Here is a 19,283-nt window from a genome sequence, read left to right on the forward strand (position 1 = left end):
ACAGCGATCACACGACTACTTGGGAAGCACCCGGGGGCAGGTGGAACAAGGCCCCTTCCCGCGCTCCAACAGGTAGTGGAAACAGCAACTCTCCCGCCGCCGGGTCCACCCGGCCCCCTCGGCCCTCATCGTCGACCCGGCGGTGAACGGCGCGACCCGCCCAGGCAGGACCAACGACCCGTCCACCACCCCGGCGCCTTCGTCGCCTCCGTAGCGCCCCACCAACAACATCGAGTCGTCCAGGGCGTCGGTGGCGGCGGCCCACAACGTGCGGCGGCCGAACCGAACGGTCGGCGCGAACATCGACACGAACCGGGCCGCGTGCGCGATGAAACGTCCGCGCAGTACCGACGCCAGGGCCCGCTCGTCAGGGACGACGGTGGCATCCGGCGTACCGGCCGCTGGGTCGTCCGGCAGGCACACGAAGCGCTTGTCTAGCAACGCGATGGACTCCGGGTGGGGCCTGGGTCGAGCCATCCGGAACGCCAGTTGCTCAGGTCGCAACGACGGGACCCGCCGTTCGTGGTGGAACAGCAGCGCGGCGGTGTAGCCGGGCACGCCGAGGTACCACGTCATCACGTAGCCGGCGGTGGTGCGTTCGGGGGCTTCGCCGTACTGGTCGACCAACCAGTCGCCGAGTGAGGCTCGCCACTGGCCGAACCGCGTGACGTCGGAGAGTAACGATCCGCAGTTCACCCAATCGTGTGAATCGGGGGGTTCGCCGACGGTCAGGGACATCCTGGCCTGGCGACTCTCCGCGCGCGCCACCGACTCGGCGAGCGTGGCTCGCCGCTCGTCGGTCACGAGCCGTAGGCTCGTACTGCTCCACACGGGCGTCTCCAGGGGTCTCAGGACCTGTGAGGCTTGCCTAACCTTATCGGACCTTGTTGATCTCCGCGAGGCCCTGTTCGCGCTCAGCGGACACCACTCGCTTGCGGAATCCATTCCGATTGCCGCACGTTGAGCCATGTGACGGTCCGACCGTCAACGACGAGGACCAACCGAGGACCACGTCCGGCAGCAAGTGGTACTGAGCGCGACCGGCTGGACGACTACAGTGGTCCTCACGGTGCTGAACCCACCGCAAGCGGTGGGCAGGGACCGCCGGCGCAGCAGTCAGGAGTGCAGATGTTTGAAAGGTTCACCGACCGCGCGAGGCGGGTGGTTGTGCTGGCCCAAGAAGAGGCCAGGATGCTCAACCACAACTACATCGGCACCGAGCACATCCTCCTGGGCTTGATCCACGAGGGTGAGGGTGTCGCCGCCAAGGCGCTGGAATCGCTGGGAATCGCCCTGGAAGGCGTGCGGCAGCAGGTCGAGGAGATCATCGGCCAGGGCCAGCACGCCCCGAGCGGGCACATCCCCTTCACCCCCCGGGCCAAGAAGGTCCTCGAGCTGTCACTGCGCGAGGCGCTGCAGCTCGGCCACAACTACATCGGCACCGAGCACATCCTGCTCGGTCTCATCCGCGAGGGCGAGGGCGTCGCCGCCCAGGTCCTGGTGAAGCTCGGCGCCGACCTCAACCGCGTCCGCCAGCAGGTCCTCCAGCTGCTGTCCGGTTACCAGGGCAAGGAGCCCGCGGAGACCGGCGGCCGGGGCGAGGGCACCCCCTCCTCCTCGCTGGTGCTCGACCAGTTCGGGCGCAACCTCACCTCCTCCGCCCGCGAGGGCAAGCTCGACCCGGTCATCGGGCGGGCCAAGGAGATCGAGCGGGTCATGCAGGTGCTGTCCCGCCGTACCAAGAACAACCCCGTCCTCATCGGCGAGCCGGGCGTCGGCAAGACCGCCGTCGTCGAGGGGCTGGCGCAGATGGTCGTCAAGGGCGAGGTGCCCGAGACGCTCAAGGACAAGCAGCTCTACACGCTCGACCTCGGTTCCCTGGTCGCCGGCTCGCGCTACCGCGGTGACTTCGAGGAGCGCCTGAAGAAGGTCCTCAAGGAGATCCGCACCCGCGGCGACATCATCCTGTTCATCGACGAGATCCACACGCTCGTCGGCGCGGGTGCCGCCGAGGGCGCGATCGACGCCGCGTCCATCCTCAAGCCGATGCTGGCCCGCGGCGAACTCCAGACCATCGGCGCGACCACGCTCGACGAGTACCGCAAGTACGTCGAGAAGGACCCGGCCCTGGAGCGTCGCTTCCAGCCGATCCAGGTCGGCGAGCCGACGCTCGAGCACACGATCGAGATCCTCAAGGGCCTGCGCGACCGGTACGAGGCGCACCACCGCGTCACGATCACCGACCCGGCGCTGGTGGCCGCCGCCACGCTCGCGGACCGCTACATCAACGACCGGTACCTGCCGGACAAGGCGATCGACCTGATCGACGAGGCCGGCGCCCGGATGCGGATCCGCCGGATGACCGCCCCGCCGGACCTGCGCGAGTTCGACGAGAAGATCGCCGACGTGCGCCGCGAGAAGGAAAGCGCGATCGACGCGCAGGACTTCGAGCGCGCCGCGAAGCTGCGCGACACCGAGAAGCAGCTGCTCGGCCAGAAGGCGGAGCGCGAGAAGCAGTGGAAGGACGGCGACCTCGACGTCGTCGCCGAGGTCGACGACGAGCAGATCGCCGAGGTGCTCGCCAACTGGACCGGCATCCCCGTGTTCAAGCTCACCGAGGAGGAGACCACGCGTCTGCTCCGCATGGAGGAGGAGCTGCACAAGCGGATCATCGGCCAGGAGGACGCGGTCAAGGCCGTGTCGCAGGCGATCCGCCGTACCCGCGCCGGTCTGAAGGACCCCAAGCGCCCGTCCGGCTCGTTCATCTTCGCCGGCCCGTCCGGTGTCGGTAAGACCGAGCTGTCCAAGGCGCTGGCCCAGTTCCTGTTCGGCGAGGACGACGCGCTGATCCAGATCGACATGGGCGAGTTCCACGACCGCTACACCGCGTCGCGGCTGTTCGGTGCCCCTCCGGGGTACGTCGGCTACGAGGAGGGTGGCCAGCTGACCGAGAAGGTGCGGCGCAAGCCGTTCTCGGTGGTGCTGTTCGACGAGATCGAGAAGGCGCACCAGGAGGTCTACAACACCCTCCTGCAGGTGCTGGAGGACGGTCGCCTGACCGACGGCCAGGGCCGCACGGTCGACTTCAAGAACACGGTGATCATCTTCACGTCGAACCTGGGTACCCAGGACATCTCGAAGGCGGTCAGCCTCGGCTTCACCTCCGGCGGCGGCGACCAGAGCTACGACCGGATGAAGCAGAAGGTCGACGACGAGCTCAAGAAGCACTTCCGTCCGGAGTTCCTCAACCGTATCGACGACATCATCGTCTTCCACCAGCTCACCGAAGAGCAGATCGTGAAGATGGTCGACCTGATGATCGCCAGGGTCGAGGAGCAGCTGCGCAACAAGGACATGTCCCTGGAGCTGACCCCGGCGGCCAAGAAGCTGCTCGCCACCCGGGGCTTCGACAAGGTGCTGGGTGCCCGGCCGCTGCGCCGCACCATCCAGCGCGAGATCGAGGACCAGCTCTCGGAGAAGATCCTCTTCGGCGAGATCCAGCCCGGCCAGATCATCATCTGCGACGTCGAAGGCTGGGACGGCGAGGAAGGCACGTCCACCGACAAGGCCAAGTTCACCTTCCGAGGTGAGCCCAAGCCAGGCGTCGTCCCCGACGCCCCGCCGGTCGACATGGCCGCCAGCAGCGGCGACCTCCCCGCCGAAGGCGAGGAGTCAGCCTAAGCACCCGCACGCGGAAAGCCGCGCTCCCCTCAGGGGAGCGCGGCTTTCTCTTTTGTCACTTCGAACCCACACCAGTCCTGATTGACCAGTCAAAGCCCAACACTTCAGGCATCCTGATAACCATGGGCTTGGAGGACGACCCGTTCGACTGGCGGGCAACGAAGAACGGCCAGGTACTGGTCTCCCGAGGCAACCGGGTCGTGACGACCATCCGAGGCAAGGCCGCGGCGGCTCTGCTGGGCCGCCTGGAGCGGGCCGACGACGAGACAGCCCAGCAACTTCTGGCCAGGGTGACCGGAAACTACAAGCGGGGCAACGAACGTGGCTAGAACAGCCGAGCTGGACGATCCGCCGACACGTCGTCCCCGCCGTGGCGGACGACCCCTGAGCTTCGTCCTCTGGCTGGTCAGCCTGGCCTTCCTGACCTTCGCCGTGCTGCGCCTGTGGGGTCTGGAGAACACCGAGTGGCTGATCGCCGCCATGGCGATCACCCCTTACCTGGTGGGGTTCGGCCTGTTCTGGACCCTGCTGACCCTGGTCCTGCGTCGCCGCGCCGCCGCCGGCCTCGTCCTGCTGCTCACCATCGCCCTGGGCACCCTGCTCGCCCCCCGGGTGCTGTCCGACGAACAGCCTGGTGTCGGGGGCGAGCGTCTGCGGGTGATGGCCGCCAACCTCTTCGTCGGCCGGGCCGACCCCGACACGATCGTCGATCTGGTCCGCGAGCAGAAGGTCGACGTCCTGGTGCTTCCCGAGCTGACCGCCGGGGCCGAGTCCGGCCTTGACCGCGCCGGCCTGCACTCGCTGCTGCCGCACCGCGTCTACGACGTCGGCCTGACCGGCGAGGGAACCGGTATCGCCGCCCGGTTCCCGCTGCGCCAGATCGTGTTGATGGACGAGACGACCTTGTCCCAGCCTTCGGTCGTGGTGGACCTGGACGGCACGGAGGATGTCGAGCTGACGGCGGTGCACGTGTATCCGGGGGTGCGTGACGGCGGCGCCCGGACCTGGCAGGAGGAGCTGGCGATGTTGCCGCCGCCGACGCCCAAGGAGCGGGTTCGGGTGCTCGCGGGGGACTTCAACGCGAGCCTGGACCACCGTGGTTTCCGTGACCTGATCGATCTGGGCTACGCCGACGCCGCCGAGGAGACCGGCCAGGCGATGACCCCGACCTGGTCGAGTTGGCCGACGGGCCCACCGGTGACCATCGACCACATCCTGGTCGACCGCCGTGCCGCGATCGGCAGCTACGCGGTGTTCGCCGTGCCGGGCACCGACCACAGCGCGGTGCTGTCCGAGATCGTTCTGCCGTCGTAGCTGGTCAGCGGCGCAGGGTTCCCGGGTAGAGGTGGTCATCGCCTGGCTGGGTGGTGCCTCGGAACCAGGCGTCGAAGAACGCGGTGAGGTCCTCGCCGGTGACCTCCTCGACGAACCGTTCGAACTGGGGCCAGGACGCGTTGGCGTCGCGGTGGCGGGCCGGCCATTCCTTGAGGACGCGGTCGAAGTCGTCGTCGCCGATGGTGCGGCGCAGGGCGTGCAGGGCCAGCGGGCCCTTGCGGTAGACGGCGCCGAACTCGTTGCCGGCGCCCATGTCGTAGAGCGGGTCCTCCCAGAGGCGGTCGGTGGCCCTGGCGACCTCGGTGCGGTAGCGCTCGTCGAGGTCGGCGTCGTCCTTGGCCTCTTCCCACAGCCACTGCGCGTAGCTCGCGAAACACTCGTTGAGACAGATGTCAGCCCATGACTCGACGGTGACCGAGTTGCCGTACCACTGGTGGGCGTTCTCGTGCACGACGACGTCGAGCTCAGCCCAGTCGGCGTAGACCGGGCGGCCCTGGGTCTCCAGCGAGAACGGGATGGTCTCGTTGATGTAGATGCCGCCGGCCGCGCTCTGCGGGTAGGGCCCGAACTTCTCGGTCAGGAACTCGATGACCTCCGGCAGCCGCTCCTCGACCTGGGTCTTGTCCTCCTGGCCGGGCGCGTAGGCGCTGACCACCGGCACCCCGCTGGGCAGCGTCGACCGCTCGAAGGTCCACTTGTCGATACCGACGGTGGTCAGGTAGGTGGCGATGCGGTTGGGCTCGTCCCAGTGGTAGGTGGTCCAGCCGTCGGTGCCCTGGGTCGCCGGCTTCTCCAGCCCGTTGGACACCACGCTCCACCCGTCGGGCACGCGGGCGTCGAGCCGGAAGGTGGCCTTGTCGCGGGGGGTGTCGTTGGCGGGGTACCAGGTGGTGGCCGAGTGCGGCTCCCCGGCGACGAACGCACCGCCGGAGGCGGCGATCTGCCACCCGTTCTCACCCAGCCCGCCGGTCCCAGCGATCGACGGCGTGCCGGCGTAGCGCACCCGGGTCTCGAACCGTGCGTTCTCGGTGACCGGCGTCTCCGGGGTGATCACCAGTTCGTGGTCACCCTGCCGGGCGAACTCGGCAGGCTGCCCGTCGACCTCGACGCCGCTGACCTCCAGCCCGAACAGGTCGAGGTTGAACTCGGTCAGCTGCCCCGTGGCGGTCGCGGTGACGACGGTGTCGCCGTCGAGGCGCTGGCTGGGCGGGTCGTAGCTGATGGAGACGTGGTAGCCGACGACGTCGTAGCCGCCGTTGCCGTCCTGCGGGTAGTAGGGGTCGCCGGCGCCGTCGGCGCCCGGGGTGGGCTCGGGGCGGGGCTGTTCGGCGCTCCGGTCGGGGGCCGGCGAGGCCGGGTCGGCGTTGTCGGAGCCGCCGGTGCAGGAGGTGAGCGCGGCGAGGCCGACCGTGGCGAGCGCGAGGCAGGCCGCGCGTACCTGGTACATCGTGGGCTGCTCCTGTTCTCCGGTGGCCTCGACCATGGTTCGGCCATGATGGCGCAGGTGCCGTGATGACCGAGTTGGAAGGTATCTGGTGTGGCGGACGTGACATTCGACCGCCCGGACGTCGTCGATTTCGGCGGCGCCGGTCAGCCGATCGTGGTGCTCCACGGGCTGATGGGCCGGGCGCGGACGTGGGCGCCGGTGACCCGCTGGCTGACCCGCTACGGCCGGGTGATCGGCCTGGACGCCCGGGGCCACGGCGCCAGCCCTCACCGGGGCGGCGGCTGGCGAACCGAGGACTTCGCCGCCGACGCGGCGCGGATCGTGGCCGACCTCGGTGCGCCGGCGGTGGTGATCGGCCACTCCATGGGCGGCCTGCACGCCTGGATGCTCGCGGCGGCCAGACCGGATCTGGTGCGCGGGATCGTGGTGGAGGACATGGCCCCCGACCAACGCGGCCGGACCGTGGACCCGTGGCGCGAGTACTTCGAGTCGTGGCCGGTTCCCTTCGCGGGCGTCGACCAGATCCGCGAGTTCTTCGCGCCGCTGGGCGACTACTTCACCGACTGCTTCGACCAGCGTCCCGACGGCTACCACCTGACCGCCGACCTGACGGACCTGTACGGCATCGCCTCGGAATGGGGAACCCGCGACTTCTGGCCGTACGTGGAGCGGGTCCGGTGTCCGATCCTCGCCATCGAGGCCGGCCTGTCGGCGATGCCCCCCGGCCAGATGCGCCAGTTGCCCACCCGAGCTCCCGGCGGCGGCCACCACGTGATCGCCGACGGGGCCGGTCACGTGGTTCACCGCGACGCACCGGAGTTCTACCGGGGCGCGGTGGAGGCGTTCCTGAGCGAAGTGCTCAGTCGTTGACGCGTAACAGGGTCTGGGCGTCCCCGGTGTGGGTGTCGACCACGGCGACCTGACTGACCCTGGCCCGCACCGGCTCGACCGGATGCAGCGCCGCGAAACCGGCGGACACGTCGGCCGCCTCGGGGGTGAGTGGGCAGTGCGGAACCCAGGACCCCGGGAAGTGGTAGGCCGACGGTGCCCTGACCCGCTTGGCCAACGCGTCGTGCACGACGGAGTGCACCGCGAGCAGCTCGGTGTCCACCACGGCCGCCAGCATCAGTCCGCCGCCCGGCGAGGCGGCCAGCGTGGCCAACCAGAGGGTTGGGATCGACACGACCCGCAGATCGGCCGCCAGGATGTCCCTGGCCTGCCGGGGAATACTGCCAGCGGCGGCGAACGCGACATGTGGCCGGCCACGCACGCTGGACACCCCGGCCTCCTCCAGCCGGTCCCGGAGTGCCCGAACAGCCCGATCCCCACCGTCGTCGAACCAGAACTGCACCACGTGGCTCATGCCCACCAGCGTTCCAGCCCAACCACCTCAACACCGAACGGGGCCGCGCTCGCGCGCGGCCCCGTCAGTGGATCAACCGAGCAGCCGTCGCCACTCGGCGAGGTCGATCACCCGGTCCGAACGTCCCCGGTCGCCCAGCAGGGCCCGAGCGGCTCGCCCGGCCTCACTGTTCTCCCCGGCGCGAACGGTCCGGACCAGCCGCTCCCAGGTGGGAGCCCCGACGAACCCGCTCTCGTCCGCGACCCGGCTCGCGTAACAGGGCTCGTAGGCAACCGACATCCCCTGGACAGCGGCGAAGGTGGCCGGACCGAACACCCCGTCGGCCTCGACCAAGGCACCCTGGGCCCGCAGAAGGTGTTGTGCGGCAAGGACCTTCGCGCCGCGGTCCCCTGGCCGCAGCAACGGCCACGTCTCGGGATGGGTCACCCGAAGCCCGAGAACGGCGCCGACGGCCTCCCGCAACTCCGGAAGCCGCCCGTAGAGAACCTCTCCCGGGCATTCGGTGGCGTTGAAATCCCGATGCCCCCGAATGAGGTCCGGCGTCACCGAGTACTGCTGGGCCATGTAGGCCACCAGTTGGACCAACGAGTCCCACAACTCCGGGGTGACGTCCACCGAGGAATAGAGACCTTCGTTCTCGATCCCGATGGTCTCGCTGTTGTGGTTCCCGACGTGGGCGCCCATCACGTGCTGGGTCCCGCCGTCCAGAATTTCCAGGCTGCGATGCCGCCCTTCGGTGATGTGTCCACCGCGACTGTTGGTGAACTGCTGTCCGGAGTCGACCCAACCTCGGTCGTCCATGTGGAAGTTCTGAATCCCACGGGAAATCTCGAACGCGTGCTCCAGTGACAGGTCCTGCGAGTTCCCGCCGGCGGTGTGGTGAACCACGATGTAGGTGGGTGTGCGGTCGAGCACTTCGATGGTGCCGTTGGGCGGCCTGGCTCCCCATTCGTCACAGCCGTACATCTGCGGCCGGTCGACCGCGGATGAGGCACCCGCGACGATCGGGACCGAGGCGCCGAGCGCGCCGACAGCTGTGACGGTGAGTCCGCCGCGTAAAAGGGCACGACGAGATACGGCCATCTTCGATCTCCCTCGACAAGGGGGCGTTCGCCCCAGATCGGTGACTGGCGTCCCTGACGGTAGTCACCACATGCGAGGACGACAAGAGTTCCCCAATTACCAGAGCTTTCTGTTGCCGGTTGGCTCAGTGCTCTCCGGGTAAGGCGAACAATCCGTCGGATGTCTGCTCGACCAGGCCGTCGACCAGCAGCGAATCGAGACAACGGTCGCGCTGGCCCGCTTTCGACCACACCAGGTCGAGCCGCGCCTTCGCCACCGGGATCGACGTGTCCCGCAGGACATCCAGCAGCAGACCTCGGACCTGCCGGTCGGTGCCCGCGAACTTCTGCACCGGCTTGGCCGGACCGTCGTAGGCGGGTTTGCCGGCGCGCTGCCAGGCACAGTCGTCGAGGACCGGGCAGTCGGCGCACCGGGGCGAGCGGGCCGTGCAGACCAGCGCGCCGAGTTCCATCATCGCCACCGACATCCGGGCGGCGAACTCGTCGTCGTCGGGCAGCAACGCCTCGGCGTCGGCCAGATCCCGGGTGGTGGACGCCGGGCCGGCGTCCCCGGCGCCGTGCACCGCGCGGGCGATCACCCGCCGCACGTTCGTGTCGACCACCGGACACCGCTTGCGGTAGGCGAACGCGGCGACCGCGCGCGCCGTGTACGCCCCGATCCCCGGCAACGCCAACAAGGTGTCCACATCGGAGGGGACGACGTCACCGTGCTGTCGCGCGATGACCGCCGCCGCGTCCCGCAGACGCAACGCCCGGCGCGGATAGCCCAGCTTGCCCCACACTCGCAACACGTCGGCCGGCGTCGCGTCGGCCAGCGCCGAGGGCGTCGGCCACCGCGCCATCCACTCGTGCCACGACGGTTCGACCCTGGCGACCGGCGTCTGCTGCAACATGATCTCGCTGACCAGCACACCCCACGCCGACACGCCGGGTGCCCGCCACGGCAGGTCGCGGGCACGGTCGGCGAACCAGTCGGTCAGCACGTGGGGATCGAGGCTCATCGAGAGGTGATGCTAGTTCAGAAGACCTCGGTCAGCTCAGCGGTGTGCACGTCGTAGACGAACCCGCGCACGTTGCGCCGGTGCGGGATGAACGGGCTGCGCCGAACACGCTCGATCGACTGCCGGACACTGTCCTTGACCTCGCGGAACGCCTCGATCGCCCACGGCGGGCGAAGTTTGGTGTCCTGCTCGAGCTCGTCCTTGAACTCGTCCTCGGTGATCATCGACAGGCCGCACGAGGTGTGCTGCATGATGATCACCTCGCGGGTCTCCAGCTTGCGCTGGCTGATCGCCAGCGAGCGGACGATGTCGTCGGTGACCACACCGCCGGCGTTGCGCATGATGTGCACCTCGCCGTGCCGCAGCCCGAAGACGTCGAAGACCTTGATACGGGCGTCCATGCAGGTCACCACGGCCAGATGCAGGCCGGGGACCGGGGTCGGGACGTTGGGGGCGCCGGCGTCGAAGCCGTTCGCGTGTCGTTCGAGCAGTTCGTCAATCGCCGTCATGGTCAGCTCCCGGCCCGCTGGGCCCTCGTGTATCGACATCCCGCGACCTTGGGGTGGCTCACTGGAAGTCCGCTCGATCATTCATTGGAACAATTGTCGCGCGGATGCGGCAAGGTGGCATTGGTTACTCGACGCAGTCATCCACCTGCGACGATGCCCGCCCCGCTGGTGTTGCCCCGAGTCGCTGTTTGGCCCGGTCGGCTGGCCTCGCCCGGGCCCGCGTGCCGGATCCGCTGCCCTGCCCGCACGTCCATTCACCCCTCGGGCGCCCCGCCTCCTGTGGACAAAGCCCCGCGCGAGCCCCGTCCCTGTCGGTGTCTCTCACTACCCTTGAAACAGGGGTCCCCCTGGGGGAACGCGGGAGCGCTCGGGCAGTGGGATTTGCTTTCGCATCGGCGAGGCCGCGTTGCTGGTCAGGCGGGGTGTGGTCGGAGCGGGCAACGTGGGTCGGACGCGGTGGGGCCATGTCCAAGTCCGGTGCGCCCCCGGGGTGGAGCCCGACGGTGCGGCGGCTGGGGCGGACCGTCAGGGGCCGAACCAGCGTTCTTCCGTTGTCCTCGGCGGCGCCGACGTGGAGCCGACGACCAGTTCGGTGTCCAGGGTGATGTGCCGGGGCTTGCTGTGCTCGGCCGCTCCGAGCAGCAGTTTCCCGGCCGCCCGGCCCTTTTCTAGTACTGGTTGGCGGATCGTGGTCAGGCCGACGCGTTCCGCTTCGACGATGCCGTCGAAGCCGGTGATGGTGAGGTCCTGGGGGACGCGTAGGCCTCGGCGTTTGGCTTCGGCGAGTGCGCCGAGGGCGAGGATGTCGGAGGTGCAGATCACGGCGGTCACCTCGGGGTGACCGTCGAGCAGCTGCGCGGCGGCGGACTCGCCGTGGGGGAGGCTGTGGTCGAAGCGTTCCACGACGGGCACCTTGGCCCAGTCGACGCCGGCTGCCTCGAAGCTGTCGGCCAGGGCCGACAGGCGGGCTCGTTGGACGTGGAAGTGCGCGGTCTGCTGGCGTTGCACCGAGGCGAAGCCGTCGTTGCGGTCGCGGGCCAGGCGCATGCACAGGACGCCGATGTTGCGGTGGCCGAGCGTGATCAGGCGGCCCGCGAGTTGGGCGATCGCCGCGTGGTCGTCGATGCCGACGAGGTCGACGCCCTCGACCCGTGGCTGGTCGCAGACCACGGTGGGCACCGGGCGGGACAGGACGGCCGCCAGGTGGGGGTCGTCGTCGGGGACCGAGTAGACGACGAAGCCGTCGACGCCGGCGCTGTGGACGGCGGTGACGTCCTCACGTTCGGGGTTCACCGGAACGAGGTGCAGGCCCTGTCCGGCGCCCTCGCAGGCCAGCGCCAGCCCCTCCAGGAATCCGAGGGCGGCCGGGTCACGGAACGCGTACGACAGGTTCTCGGTGAGCAGCAGGCCGACCGCCCCGGCCTTCCTGGTGCGCAGTGAACGTGCGACCGGGTCCGGGCCGGGGTACCCCAGGCGACGAGCGGTCTCCAGAACGCGCCTGCGCAGCTCCGGGGACAGCTGGTCAGGCCGGTTGTAGGCGTTGGACACGGTGGTTCTGGACACACCGAGCTCCGCGGCCAGCGACGCCAGTGTCGCTGGCCGGCGCATGTGCATTGGCCGGGCCATGAGCTGACCGTAACGGTTCAGAACCAATAGCAGAAGTCCAAGGCCCATCAGCACTTTCCCAGATGGGTGACCCCGGTCGAGGTACCAGGCACGTTGGAGGTGTCGTATAGTCGGCAGAGCGTAGTCGGAAATGGTTTCCATTATCTATAGCGAGGCGTGCATGAGTTGGCCGAGGGGTGTCCGATGAGTTCTGCTCGCACGGTTCTGGGTGGGTTCGTGCTCGCCGCCGGTCTGGTCGTCACACTGACCGCCTGTGGGTCCGAGGGCGACGACGGTGGCGACCAGGGCGGCGCCATCACCGTGGTCGCGTCGACCGACGTCTGGGGAAGCGTCGCGGCCCGGGTCGGCGGTGACCAGGTCGACGTCGAGTCCCTGGTCAACAACGCCTCCGGGGACCCGCACGCCCAACCCGACCGGCCCACCGACATGGTCGCCGTCGCCGAGGCCGACGTGGTCGTCTACAACGGAGGCGGCTACGACGAGTTCTTCACGAAATTACTCGACTCCAGCGGCACCGACGTCCCGGCCGTGGACGCCTTCGAACTCTCCGGTCACGGCGAGGAGGGCGAGCCCGGCCACGACGAGGACGGCGCCACCGAGGACGAGCAGGGCCATGGCCACGAGCACGGCGCCGTGAACGAGCACGTCTGGTACGACCTGACCACCGTCAGCTCCGTCGCCGACGCGCTCGCCGAGGAGTTCTCCGCCATCGAGCCCGACCGGCGCGACGAGTTCACCGCCAACGCGCAGGCCATCACCAGCGACCTCGACGCCCTGCTCGTCCGCGCCGCCGACATCGGCAAGACCCACCCCGGTGCCCGGGTCCTGGCCACCGAACCCGTCGCCTACTACCTGCTCGACGCCGCCGGCCTCACCGACGCCACCCCGCCGGAGTTCTCCGAGGCCATCGAGGAGGAGACCGACCCGCCGCTGGCCGTGGTCGCCGCGACCACCGAGCTGCTCGACCGCCGCCAGGTCTCCGCGCTGGTCAACAACGCCCAGACCGAGACCCCGGTGACCAACTCCCTCACCGACGCCGCCACCCGCGCCGGCATCCCCGTGGTGAACGTGACCGAGACGCTGCCCGAGGGCGTCACGGACTACGTTGAGTGGATGACCAGCACGGTGGACGCCCTGGCCGGCGCCTTCGACAAGTCGTGACCGTCGAGCCCGACGCCCAGACCACCGCCACCGGCGTCATCTCCCTGCGCGGCGCCACCCTCGGCTACGGCGACCGGATCCTGTGGTCCGGCCTGGACCTCGACGTGACGCCCGGCGAGTTCGTCGTGGTCCTCGGGCCCAACGGCTCGGGCAAGACCAGCCTGCTGCGGGTGCTGCTCGGTCTGCAGCCGCTGACCGCCGGCACCGTGCGGATCGTGGACGCGCCGCCCGGCCGGGGCAACCGGCGCATCGGCTACATCCCCCAGCAACGCGCCATGGAGGAAAGCCTGGTCATGCGCGGGCGTGACCTGGTCGGCCTCGGGCTCGACGGGCACCGCTGGGGTGTTGGCCTGCGCGGGATGCGCGCGCGCCGCGCCCGGGTCGACGCCGCGCTCGCCGAGGTCGCCGCCGGCGGGTTCGCCGACGCGCCGGTCGGGCGCCTGTCCGGCGGCGAGCAGCAGCGGCTGCGGGTGGCCCAGGCGCTGGTCAGCGACCCCGAGGTGCTGCTGTGTGACGAGCCGCTGCTGTCGCTGGACCTGGCCAACCAGCAGGTCGTCAGCTCGCTGATCGACCGGCGGCGCCGCACGGCCGGCACCGCGGTGCTGTTCGTCACCCACGAGATCAACCCCGTGCTGCCGCTGGTCGACCGGGTCCTGTACCTGGTCGACGGCCGGTTCCGGATCGGCGCCCCGGACGAGGTGATGACCACCGAGACCCTCTCCGAGCTGTATCGGGCGCGGGTCGACGTGGTGCGGGTCGGCGGGCAGATCCACGTCGTCGGCGCCCAACCCGGGCTGTGTGAGCAGCCCCACCACCTCCACGACGAGGAGCCGAGCTGAATGGACCAGCTCTTCGACTTCGACTCGACGATCGCGCTGCTCAGCTTCCCGGCCGTGCGGACGGCGCTGGTGGCGGGCGCGATCCTGGGCCTGCTCGCCGGGGTCCTCGGCCCGCTGATCGTCAGCCGCAACATGGCCTTCGCGGTGCACGGCACCAGCGAGCTGTCGTTGACCGGCGGCGCGGCGGCCCTGCTGCTGGGCATCAACGTCGGGCACGGGGCGCTGGCCGGCGCGGTGGTCGCCGCGCTGGTGCTGGGTCTGCTGTCGCGGCGCTCCTCCGAGCACGACTCGGTCATCGGCGCGGTGCTGGCGTTCGGGCTGGGCGTCGGGGTGCTGTTGCTGTGGTTCTACCCCGGCCGCGCGTCGAACAAGTTCGGGTTGCTGGTCGGGCAGATCGTGAGCGTGGAGTTCGCGTCGCTGGCGCTGCTGGGCGGGTGCGCGATCGGGGTGCTGGCGGTGCTGGCGGTGATCTACCGGCCGCTGCTGTTCGCCAGCGTCGACCCCGAGGTGGCCCGTGCGCGTGGCGTGCCGACGGGGACGTTGTCGCTGGTGTTCGCGGTGCTGGTGGGGGTGGCGACCGCGCTGGGGGTGCAGACCGTCGGCGCGCTGCTGGTGCTCTCGCTGATGATCACCCCGGCCGCGGCGGCGGTGCGGATCACCGCGAACCCGTTGCGCGCCACGGTGCTGGCGGTGGTGTTCGCCGAGGTGTCGGCGGTCGGCGGGATCCTGCTGTCGCTGGCGCCGGGCGCGCCGGTGAGCGCGTTCGTCACCGCGATCTCGTTCCTGATCTTCCTGGTGTGCTGGACGATCAGCCTGGTGCGCGGGCGTTCGCGCGGGGTGGCTACCGCAGCAGTAGCAGTACCTGCAGTTCCCCGATGACCGCGCCGATGACCGCGCCGACGGCGATCAGCTTCCACTCGTCCTGGCGGAACGCCGGCCGCAGCAGCCCCTCGTACTCGACGCGGTCGAGCCGGCGCATCCGGGTGGCGATGGTGTCGCGGATGTCCAGCGCGTCGGTGGTGTAGTCCCGCGCGTGCAGCAGCGCCTCGGGCAGGAACGCGATCACCCGGTCGGCGGCGTCCTGGGTGATGGCGGCGAACGTCTCCGGGCCGGCGGTGACCGACACCAGTGACCGCACGGTGCCGGCCTGTTCGTCGATGGTCTCGGCCACCACCCGGCGGACCAGCGCGCGCAGCCGGTCGGAGCGGGGGCCGGTGAGCAGCGCGTCGACCAGGTTGGGCACGGTCATCACCTCGTCGGCGACGATCCGCGCGTACCGCTTGGCCACCTCGTCGCGGCGCCGCTGGAACACGCCCTGCACGGTGAACGGCCCGAACCGTCTGCGCTGGCGGGGGAAGAACACCAGCTTGATCGCCAGCCAGTCGGTGAACCAGCCGATCAGCGCGCCGAACACCGGCAGCACCAGCGGTGACCGGGTCAGCGCCCACACCGCGGTCTGCACCAGCCCCAGGACCAGTCCGAAGTAGATCCCGCAGCGGGCGAGGAAGGCCATCTCCGGGCGGGAGATGTCGCGGATGAGCCGGATCAGCAGCCGTTTGTCGCGGGTGAGGGCGCCGACGGCGACCTGTTCGAGGTCGAGGACCTCGTCGATGTGCTCCTGGATCTCGGTCATGATCCGCGCCAGCAGCACCGGCGAGCTGACCTGCACCTGCTTGACCAGCAGGTCGCGTGCCAGCGGCGGCAGCAGGTCCCACACCCGGGGCTGGTGGCGGGCCATGATCTGCCGGGTGGCCCGGTCGACCTCGGTCAGCAGCGGCCCCTGGATCCGCCGGGCGAGCCGGTCGGGGTCGATACGGCGGAAGATCTCGGCGGTGTCCACCAGCCGGCCGGTGAGCAGTTCGGTCGAGGTGCGGATCATGCGTTCGGAGTGCCGGGGCACCACGCCCTGCCAGCCCAGCCACGGGTCGACCAGCCCGACGAACCGCAGCGGCCGGAACATCATCTCGATGGCCGCGCGTTTGGTCAGGTACCCGATGGCGGCGGCGATCACCGGCATGGAGACGTAGACGAGCCAGTCCACCGCGCCGATGTTAGGCCCTGACCGGCAACGTCGTGACTTTTGTCAGTGGTGAACGTTTAATGATTTACCGTGCGCGTGACCGGGGTCGAGACGGCGACACCGGCCGCGACGACACCGGCTGCGACGACACCGGCTGCGACGACACCGGCCGCGACGACGCTGGCCATGCCGAGGTTCGTCGGGCGGGACGTGCCGCTGGCCAGGCTCACCGACACCCTCGACCACCCGCCGGCCGTGGTGCTCGTCGAGGGCGAGGCCGGCATCGGCAAGACCCGGCTGGTGACCGAGTGGCTCGACGCCCATCCCGGCCGGCGCACGCTGCTCACCGCCTGCCCGCCCTTCCGCCAGCCGCACACCCTGGGCCCGATCGTGGACGCGGTGCGCCGGGCCACCGGCAGCGTCCGGTCGCTGCGCCTGAGTGACCTGGCCGGGGTGCTGCGCCCGCTGTTCCCCGAGTGGGCCGAGCACCTGCCGCCGGCACCCGAGCCGCTGGAGGACCTGACCGCCGCCCGCCACCGCCTGTTCCGCGCCTGGCTGGAGCTGCTCGGCGCGCTCAACGTCGACACCCTGATCGTCGAGGACGCGCACTGGGCCGACGAGGCGACGCTGGAGTTCCTGCTGTTCCTCACCGCCCGGCACCCGCCGGCCGGGCCGAGCCTGGTGGTGACCTACCGGCCCGAGGACGTGCCGGCCGGGTCGCTGCTGCCCCGGCTGTCCTCCCGGCAGGGCAGCGGCCCGGCCCGCGCGGCGCTGACCCTGGAGCCGCTGGACGTGGCCGGCACGGCCGGACTGGTGTCGTCGATGTTCGGCGACGGGCACATCTCCGAGGCGTTCGCCGAGTTCCTCCACCAGCACACCGAGGGGGTGCCGCTGGCGGTGGAGGAGTCGGTGCGGCTGCTGCGTCACCGCGGTGACGTGGTGCGCCGCGGCGACGGCGAGTGGGCGCGACGCAGCCTCGCCGAACTCCAGGTGCCGGCGATGATCCGGGACTCGGTCCTGGAACGCAGCCAGCGCCTGGGCCCCGAGGCCCGACGCATCCTCGACGCCGCCGCCGTCCTCGGTGAACCCGTCGACGAGGCGCTGCTGAGCACGGTCGCCGGACTGGACGGCCAGGACACCGCCGACGCGTTCGAGGAGGTCATCTCGCTGCGGCTGCTGACCGAGGGCGACCGCCACCGGCTGGCGTTCCGGCACGCGCTGACCGCCCGCGCGGTCTACGACGCGCTCGTGCCGACCCGCCGCCGCCACCTGCACCTGCGGGCCGGGCGCGCCCTGGAGTCCGCGCGCCCGCTGCCGGTCGCCCGCCTGGCCCGGCACTTCCGCGAGGCCAACGCGGTGCCCGAGTGGATCCGCTACACCGAGGCGGCCGTGGACCTGGCGGTCGAGGCGCTGGACGTCACCCCGGCGGTGGCCGCGCTCAACGACCTGCTCACCGAGGCCGGCCTTGAGGCCGCCGTCGACCTGGCCGAACGCGGCCGGCTCGGTGCCCGGCTGGCGACCCTGGCGATCCGCCGCGAACAGATCGACCAGCGCCACCGCACGGTGATCGCCACGCTGCGCGGGATCCTCGACGGCGGCGGGATCGACGTGCGGCACGAGGCGGAGATCCGCTACGGCCTCGGCCGGCTGCTGGTGCGGGTGCGGGCCGCCGACGAGGGCCGCGCCGAGCTGGAACGCGCCGCCGACCAGCTGGTGCACGAACCAGGCGCCCGCGCGTCGATCATGGCCTACCTGGCGTGGCCGCTGACCAGCACGTGGCCGGCGCGACGGCACCGGATGTGGCTGCACAGGGCGACCATGATCCTGCCGATGGTGCGCGAGCAGCACCACGTCATCGAGCTGGTCGGCATGCTCGCCGCCGCCCGGCTGTTCCTCGGCGACGAGCAGGGCTGGGCGGTGGCCGCCACCCTGTCCACCGAGGGCACCACCGCGCGGGAGCGCCGCGAGATCGCCGGCGCCCGGTCCAACATCGGCGCCGCCGCGATCGTCTGGGGTGACTACGCGGAGGCCCGCCGCCAGCTCGACCTCGGCCGGGAGGTCTCGCTCACCGAGGAGCAGGGCTGGCCGCTGATGCTGATCCTCGGTATGCGCGTCGAGCTGGACCTGATCAGCGGAGCCTGGCCCGGCCTGCGGGAGAAGGCCGGGGCGCTGGCCGAGGCCGACGACCCCGACGGCCCGATCAACCTGGACGTGGCGCGGGTGCTCGGTGCGCTGCGCGCGCTCGACGGCGACCTCGACGGCGGCGAGGCGATCCTGCGCCGCGCCCTGGACCACGCCACCGCCAACGACCAGTTCACGGCGTCGATCGCGCTGGCGGCCGAGGTGGGCCGGGTGCGGCTGGCGCGGCGTGACCCGGCCGGCGCGATCGAGGTCACCGACGGGCCGATGCGCCGGCTGGAGGCCAAGGGCGTGTGGGTGTGGGGGACCGAGATCGGGCCGGTGCGGGCGCAGGCGCTGGCCGCCGCCGGTGAGCCGGCCGAGCTGGCCCGCCTGGTCGCCGCGTTCACCGACGGCCTCGACGGCTGCCCCGCACCGGCGCCCCGGGCGGCGTTGGCCGCCTGCCAGGCGTTCCTGTCCGAGACCAGCGGCGAGTTCGCGCTGGCCGCCGCCGGGTTCGAGCGGGCGGTGACGGCCTTCGGCGCGCTGCCCCGCCCGCTGGACTCCCTGCTGGCCAGGGAGGGCGCCGGCCGCTGTCTGATCGCCGCCGGCGACCCCGGGCGGGGCCTGGCGGTCCTGGGCGAGGTGTTCCGGGACCTGACCGAGCTCGGTGCGCGCGCCGACGCCGACCGGGTCGCCGGGCGGCTGCGCCGCGACGGCGTCGAGGTGCCCCGGCCGTGGCGCGGCGGGCGCCGGGGCTACGGCGACCAGCTGTCCCCGCGTGAGCGTGAGGTGGTGCGTCTGGTGGTCGCCGGGCACACCAACCGGCAGATCGCCGCCGCGCTGTCCCGCTCGCCCAAGACCGTGTCCAGCCAGCTCAACTCGGCCATGCGCAAGCTCGGCGTGACCTCGCGGACGGCGCTGGCCGTCGCGGTGGTGCAGTCCGAGTCCGGGCTGACGGACTGACCGGTCCGAATCATTCGGGTGTTTGCCCGATCGCAAACGGTGGCGTCTCGGGGACGCTGGCGCACGCCCCTGCCCCCGACAAGCGCGAACGGAGTGTCTCGATGAACGGTGACCGGCCAGCCGACCGGCACGCAC

The 19,283-nt window shown here is 70.8% G+C and carries 16 protein-coding genes; 8 read left to right on the forward strand and 8 right to left on the reverse strand.

Annotation, left to right across the window (positions count from 1 at the left end; all coding sequences use genetic code 11):
* Positions 1-15: 15 nt before the first annotated feature.
* Positions 16-738, reverse strand: coding sequence for a (2Fe-2S)-binding protein (locus BLA60_RS26180; protein WP_075135699.1), 723 nt, complete (start codon positions 736-738; stop codon positions 16-18).
* A 390-nt stretch (positions 739-1,128) separates the two neighbouring features.
* Here BLA60_RS26180 and BLA60_RS26185 point away from each other — a divergent pair, with 390 nt between their 5' ends.
* The 3 genes from BLA60_RS26185 (at position 1,129) to BLA60_RS26195 (ending at position 4,995) form a co-directional block, all read left to right on the forward strand.
* Positions 1,129-3,681, forward strand: coding sequence for an ATP-dependent Clp protease ATP-binding subunit (locus tag BLA60_RS26185; RefSeq protein ID WP_075135651.1), 2,553 nt, complete (start codon positions 1,129-1,131; stop codon positions 3,679-3,681).
* A 122-nt stretch (positions 3,682-3,803) separates the two neighbouring features.
* On the forward strand, positions 3,804-4,010 hold the full coding sequence (locus BLA60_RS26190) for a hypothetical protein (protein WP_075135652.1): 207 nt from the start codon (positions 3,804-3,806) through the stop codon (positions 4,008-4,010).
* Complete coding sequence (locus tag BLA60_RS26195; RefSeq protein ID WP_154814585.1) at positions 4,003-4,995, forward strand: endonuclease/exonuclease/phosphatase family protein; 993 nt, start codon at positions 4,003-4,005, stop codon at positions 4,993-4,995. The genes BLA60_RS26190 and BLA60_RS26195 overlap by 8 nt, the downstream gene beginning before the upstream one ends.
* Positions 4,996-4,999: 4 nt before the next feature.
* Here BLA60_RS26195 and BLA60_RS26200 read toward each other — a convergent pair whose 3' ends face one another.
* Positions 5,000-6,499, reverse strand: a complete 1,500-nt coding sequence (locus BLA60_RS26200) for a M1 family metallopeptidase (protein WP_245812154.1) — start codon at positions 6,497-6,499, stop codon at positions 5,000-5,002.
* A gap of 54 nt (positions 6,500-6,553) precedes the next feature.
* Here BLA60_RS26200 and BLA60_RS26205 point away from each other — a divergent pair, with 54 nt between their 5' ends.
* A complete protein-coding gene (locus BLA60_RS26205; protein WP_245812155.1) occupies positions 6,554-7,333 on the forward strand; it encodes an alpha/beta fold hydrolase in 780 nt (259 codons plus the stop codon).
* Here the strand turns inward: BLA60_RS26205 and BLA60_RS26210 are convergent.
* The 5 genes from BLA60_RS26210 to BLA60_RS26230 all read right to left on the reverse strand — a co-directional run bounded on the left by BLA60_RS26210 (position 7,323) and on the right by BLA60_RS26230 (position 12,044).
* The gene (locus BLA60_RS26210; RefSeq protein ID WP_075135653.1) at positions 7,323-7,826 is read right to left on the reverse strand and encodes a hypothetical protein; all 504 of its coding nucleotides are present in this window, start codon (positions 7,824-7,826) and stop codon (positions 7,323-7,325) included. The two genes, BLA60_RS26205 and BLA60_RS26210, sit on opposite strands and share 11 nt — an antisense overlap.
* 72 nt (positions 7,827-7,898) lie before the next feature.
* Positions 7,899-8,909, reverse strand: coding sequence for a peptidoglycan recognition protein family protein (locus BLA60_RS26215; protein ID WP_075135654.1), 1,011 nt, complete (start codon positions 8,907-8,909; stop codon positions 7,899-7,901).
* Between the two features lie 124 nt (positions 8,910-9,033).
* Positions 9,034-9,909 (reverse strand): HhH-GPD family protein, encoded by an 876-nt coding sequence (locus BLA60_RS26220; protein WP_075135655.1) that lies wholly within the window; start codon positions 9,907-9,909, stop codon positions 9,034-9,036.
* Positions 9,910-9,926: 17 nt separating this feature from the next.
* Complete coding sequence (locus BLA60_RS26225) at positions 9,927-10,418, reverse strand: beta-class carbonic anhydrase (RefSeq protein WP_075135656.1); 492 nt, start codon at positions 10,416-10,418, stop codon at positions 9,927-9,929.
* Positions 10,419-10,943: 525 nt separating this feature from the next.
* Positions 10,944-12,044, reverse strand: coding sequence for a LacI family DNA-binding transcriptional regulator (locus BLA60_RS26230; RefSeq protein ID WP_075135657.1), 1,101 nt, complete (start codon positions 12,042-12,044; stop codon positions 10,944-10,946).
* A 183-nt stretch (positions 12,045-12,227) separates the two neighbouring features.
* Here BLA60_RS26230 and BLA60_RS26235 point away from each other — a divergent pair, with 183 nt between their 5' ends.
* From BLA60_RS26235 to BLA60_RS26245, 3 genes are read left to right on the forward strand one after another with little or no spacing between them, the layout of a single operon-like run.
* The gene (locus tag BLA60_RS26235; protein WP_075135658.1) at positions 12,228-13,205 is read left to right on the forward strand and encodes a metal ABC transporter solute-binding protein, Zn/Mn family; all 978 of its coding nucleotides are present in this window, start codon (positions 12,228-12,230) and stop codon (positions 13,203-13,205) included.
* On the forward strand, positions 13,202-14,044 hold the full coding sequence (locus BLA60_RS26240; RefSeq protein WP_075135659.1) for a metal ABC transporter ATP-binding protein: 843 nt from the start codon (positions 13,202-13,204) through the stop codon (positions 14,042-14,044). The genes BLA60_RS26235 and BLA60_RS26240 overlap by 4 nt, the downstream gene beginning before the upstream one ends.
* Positions 14,045-14,923, forward strand: a complete 879-nt coding sequence (locus tag BLA60_RS26245; protein ID WP_075135660.1) for a metal ABC transporter permease — start codon at positions 14,045-14,047, stop codon at positions 14,921-14,923.
* Here the strand turns inward: BLA60_RS26245 and BLA60_RS44295 are convergent.
* A complete protein-coding gene (locus BLA60_RS44295) occupies positions 14,886-16,061 on the reverse strand; it encodes a DUF445 domain-containing protein (RefSeq protein ID WP_075135703.1) in 1,176 nt (391 codons plus the stop codon). The two genes, BLA60_RS26245 and BLA60_RS44295, sit on opposite strands and share 38 nt — an antisense overlap.
* 99 nt (positions 16,062-16,160) lie before the next feature.
* On the opposite strand from BLA60_RS44295, the gene BLA60_RS46285 reads away from it, so the two are divergent.
* Complete coding sequence (locus BLA60_RS46285; protein ID WP_154814587.1) at positions 16,161-19,148, forward strand: helix-turn-helix transcriptional regulator; 2,988 nt, start codon at positions 16,161-16,163, stop codon at positions 19,146-19,148.
* Positions 19,149-19,283: the final 135 nt, after the last annotated feature.

The organism is Actinophytocola xinjiangensis (assembly GCF_001921215.1).
In the GTDB taxonomy this organism is placed as follows: domain Bacteria; phylum Actinomycetota; class Actinomycetes; order Mycobacteriales; family Pseudonocardiaceae; genus Actinophytocola; species Actinophytocola xinjiangensis.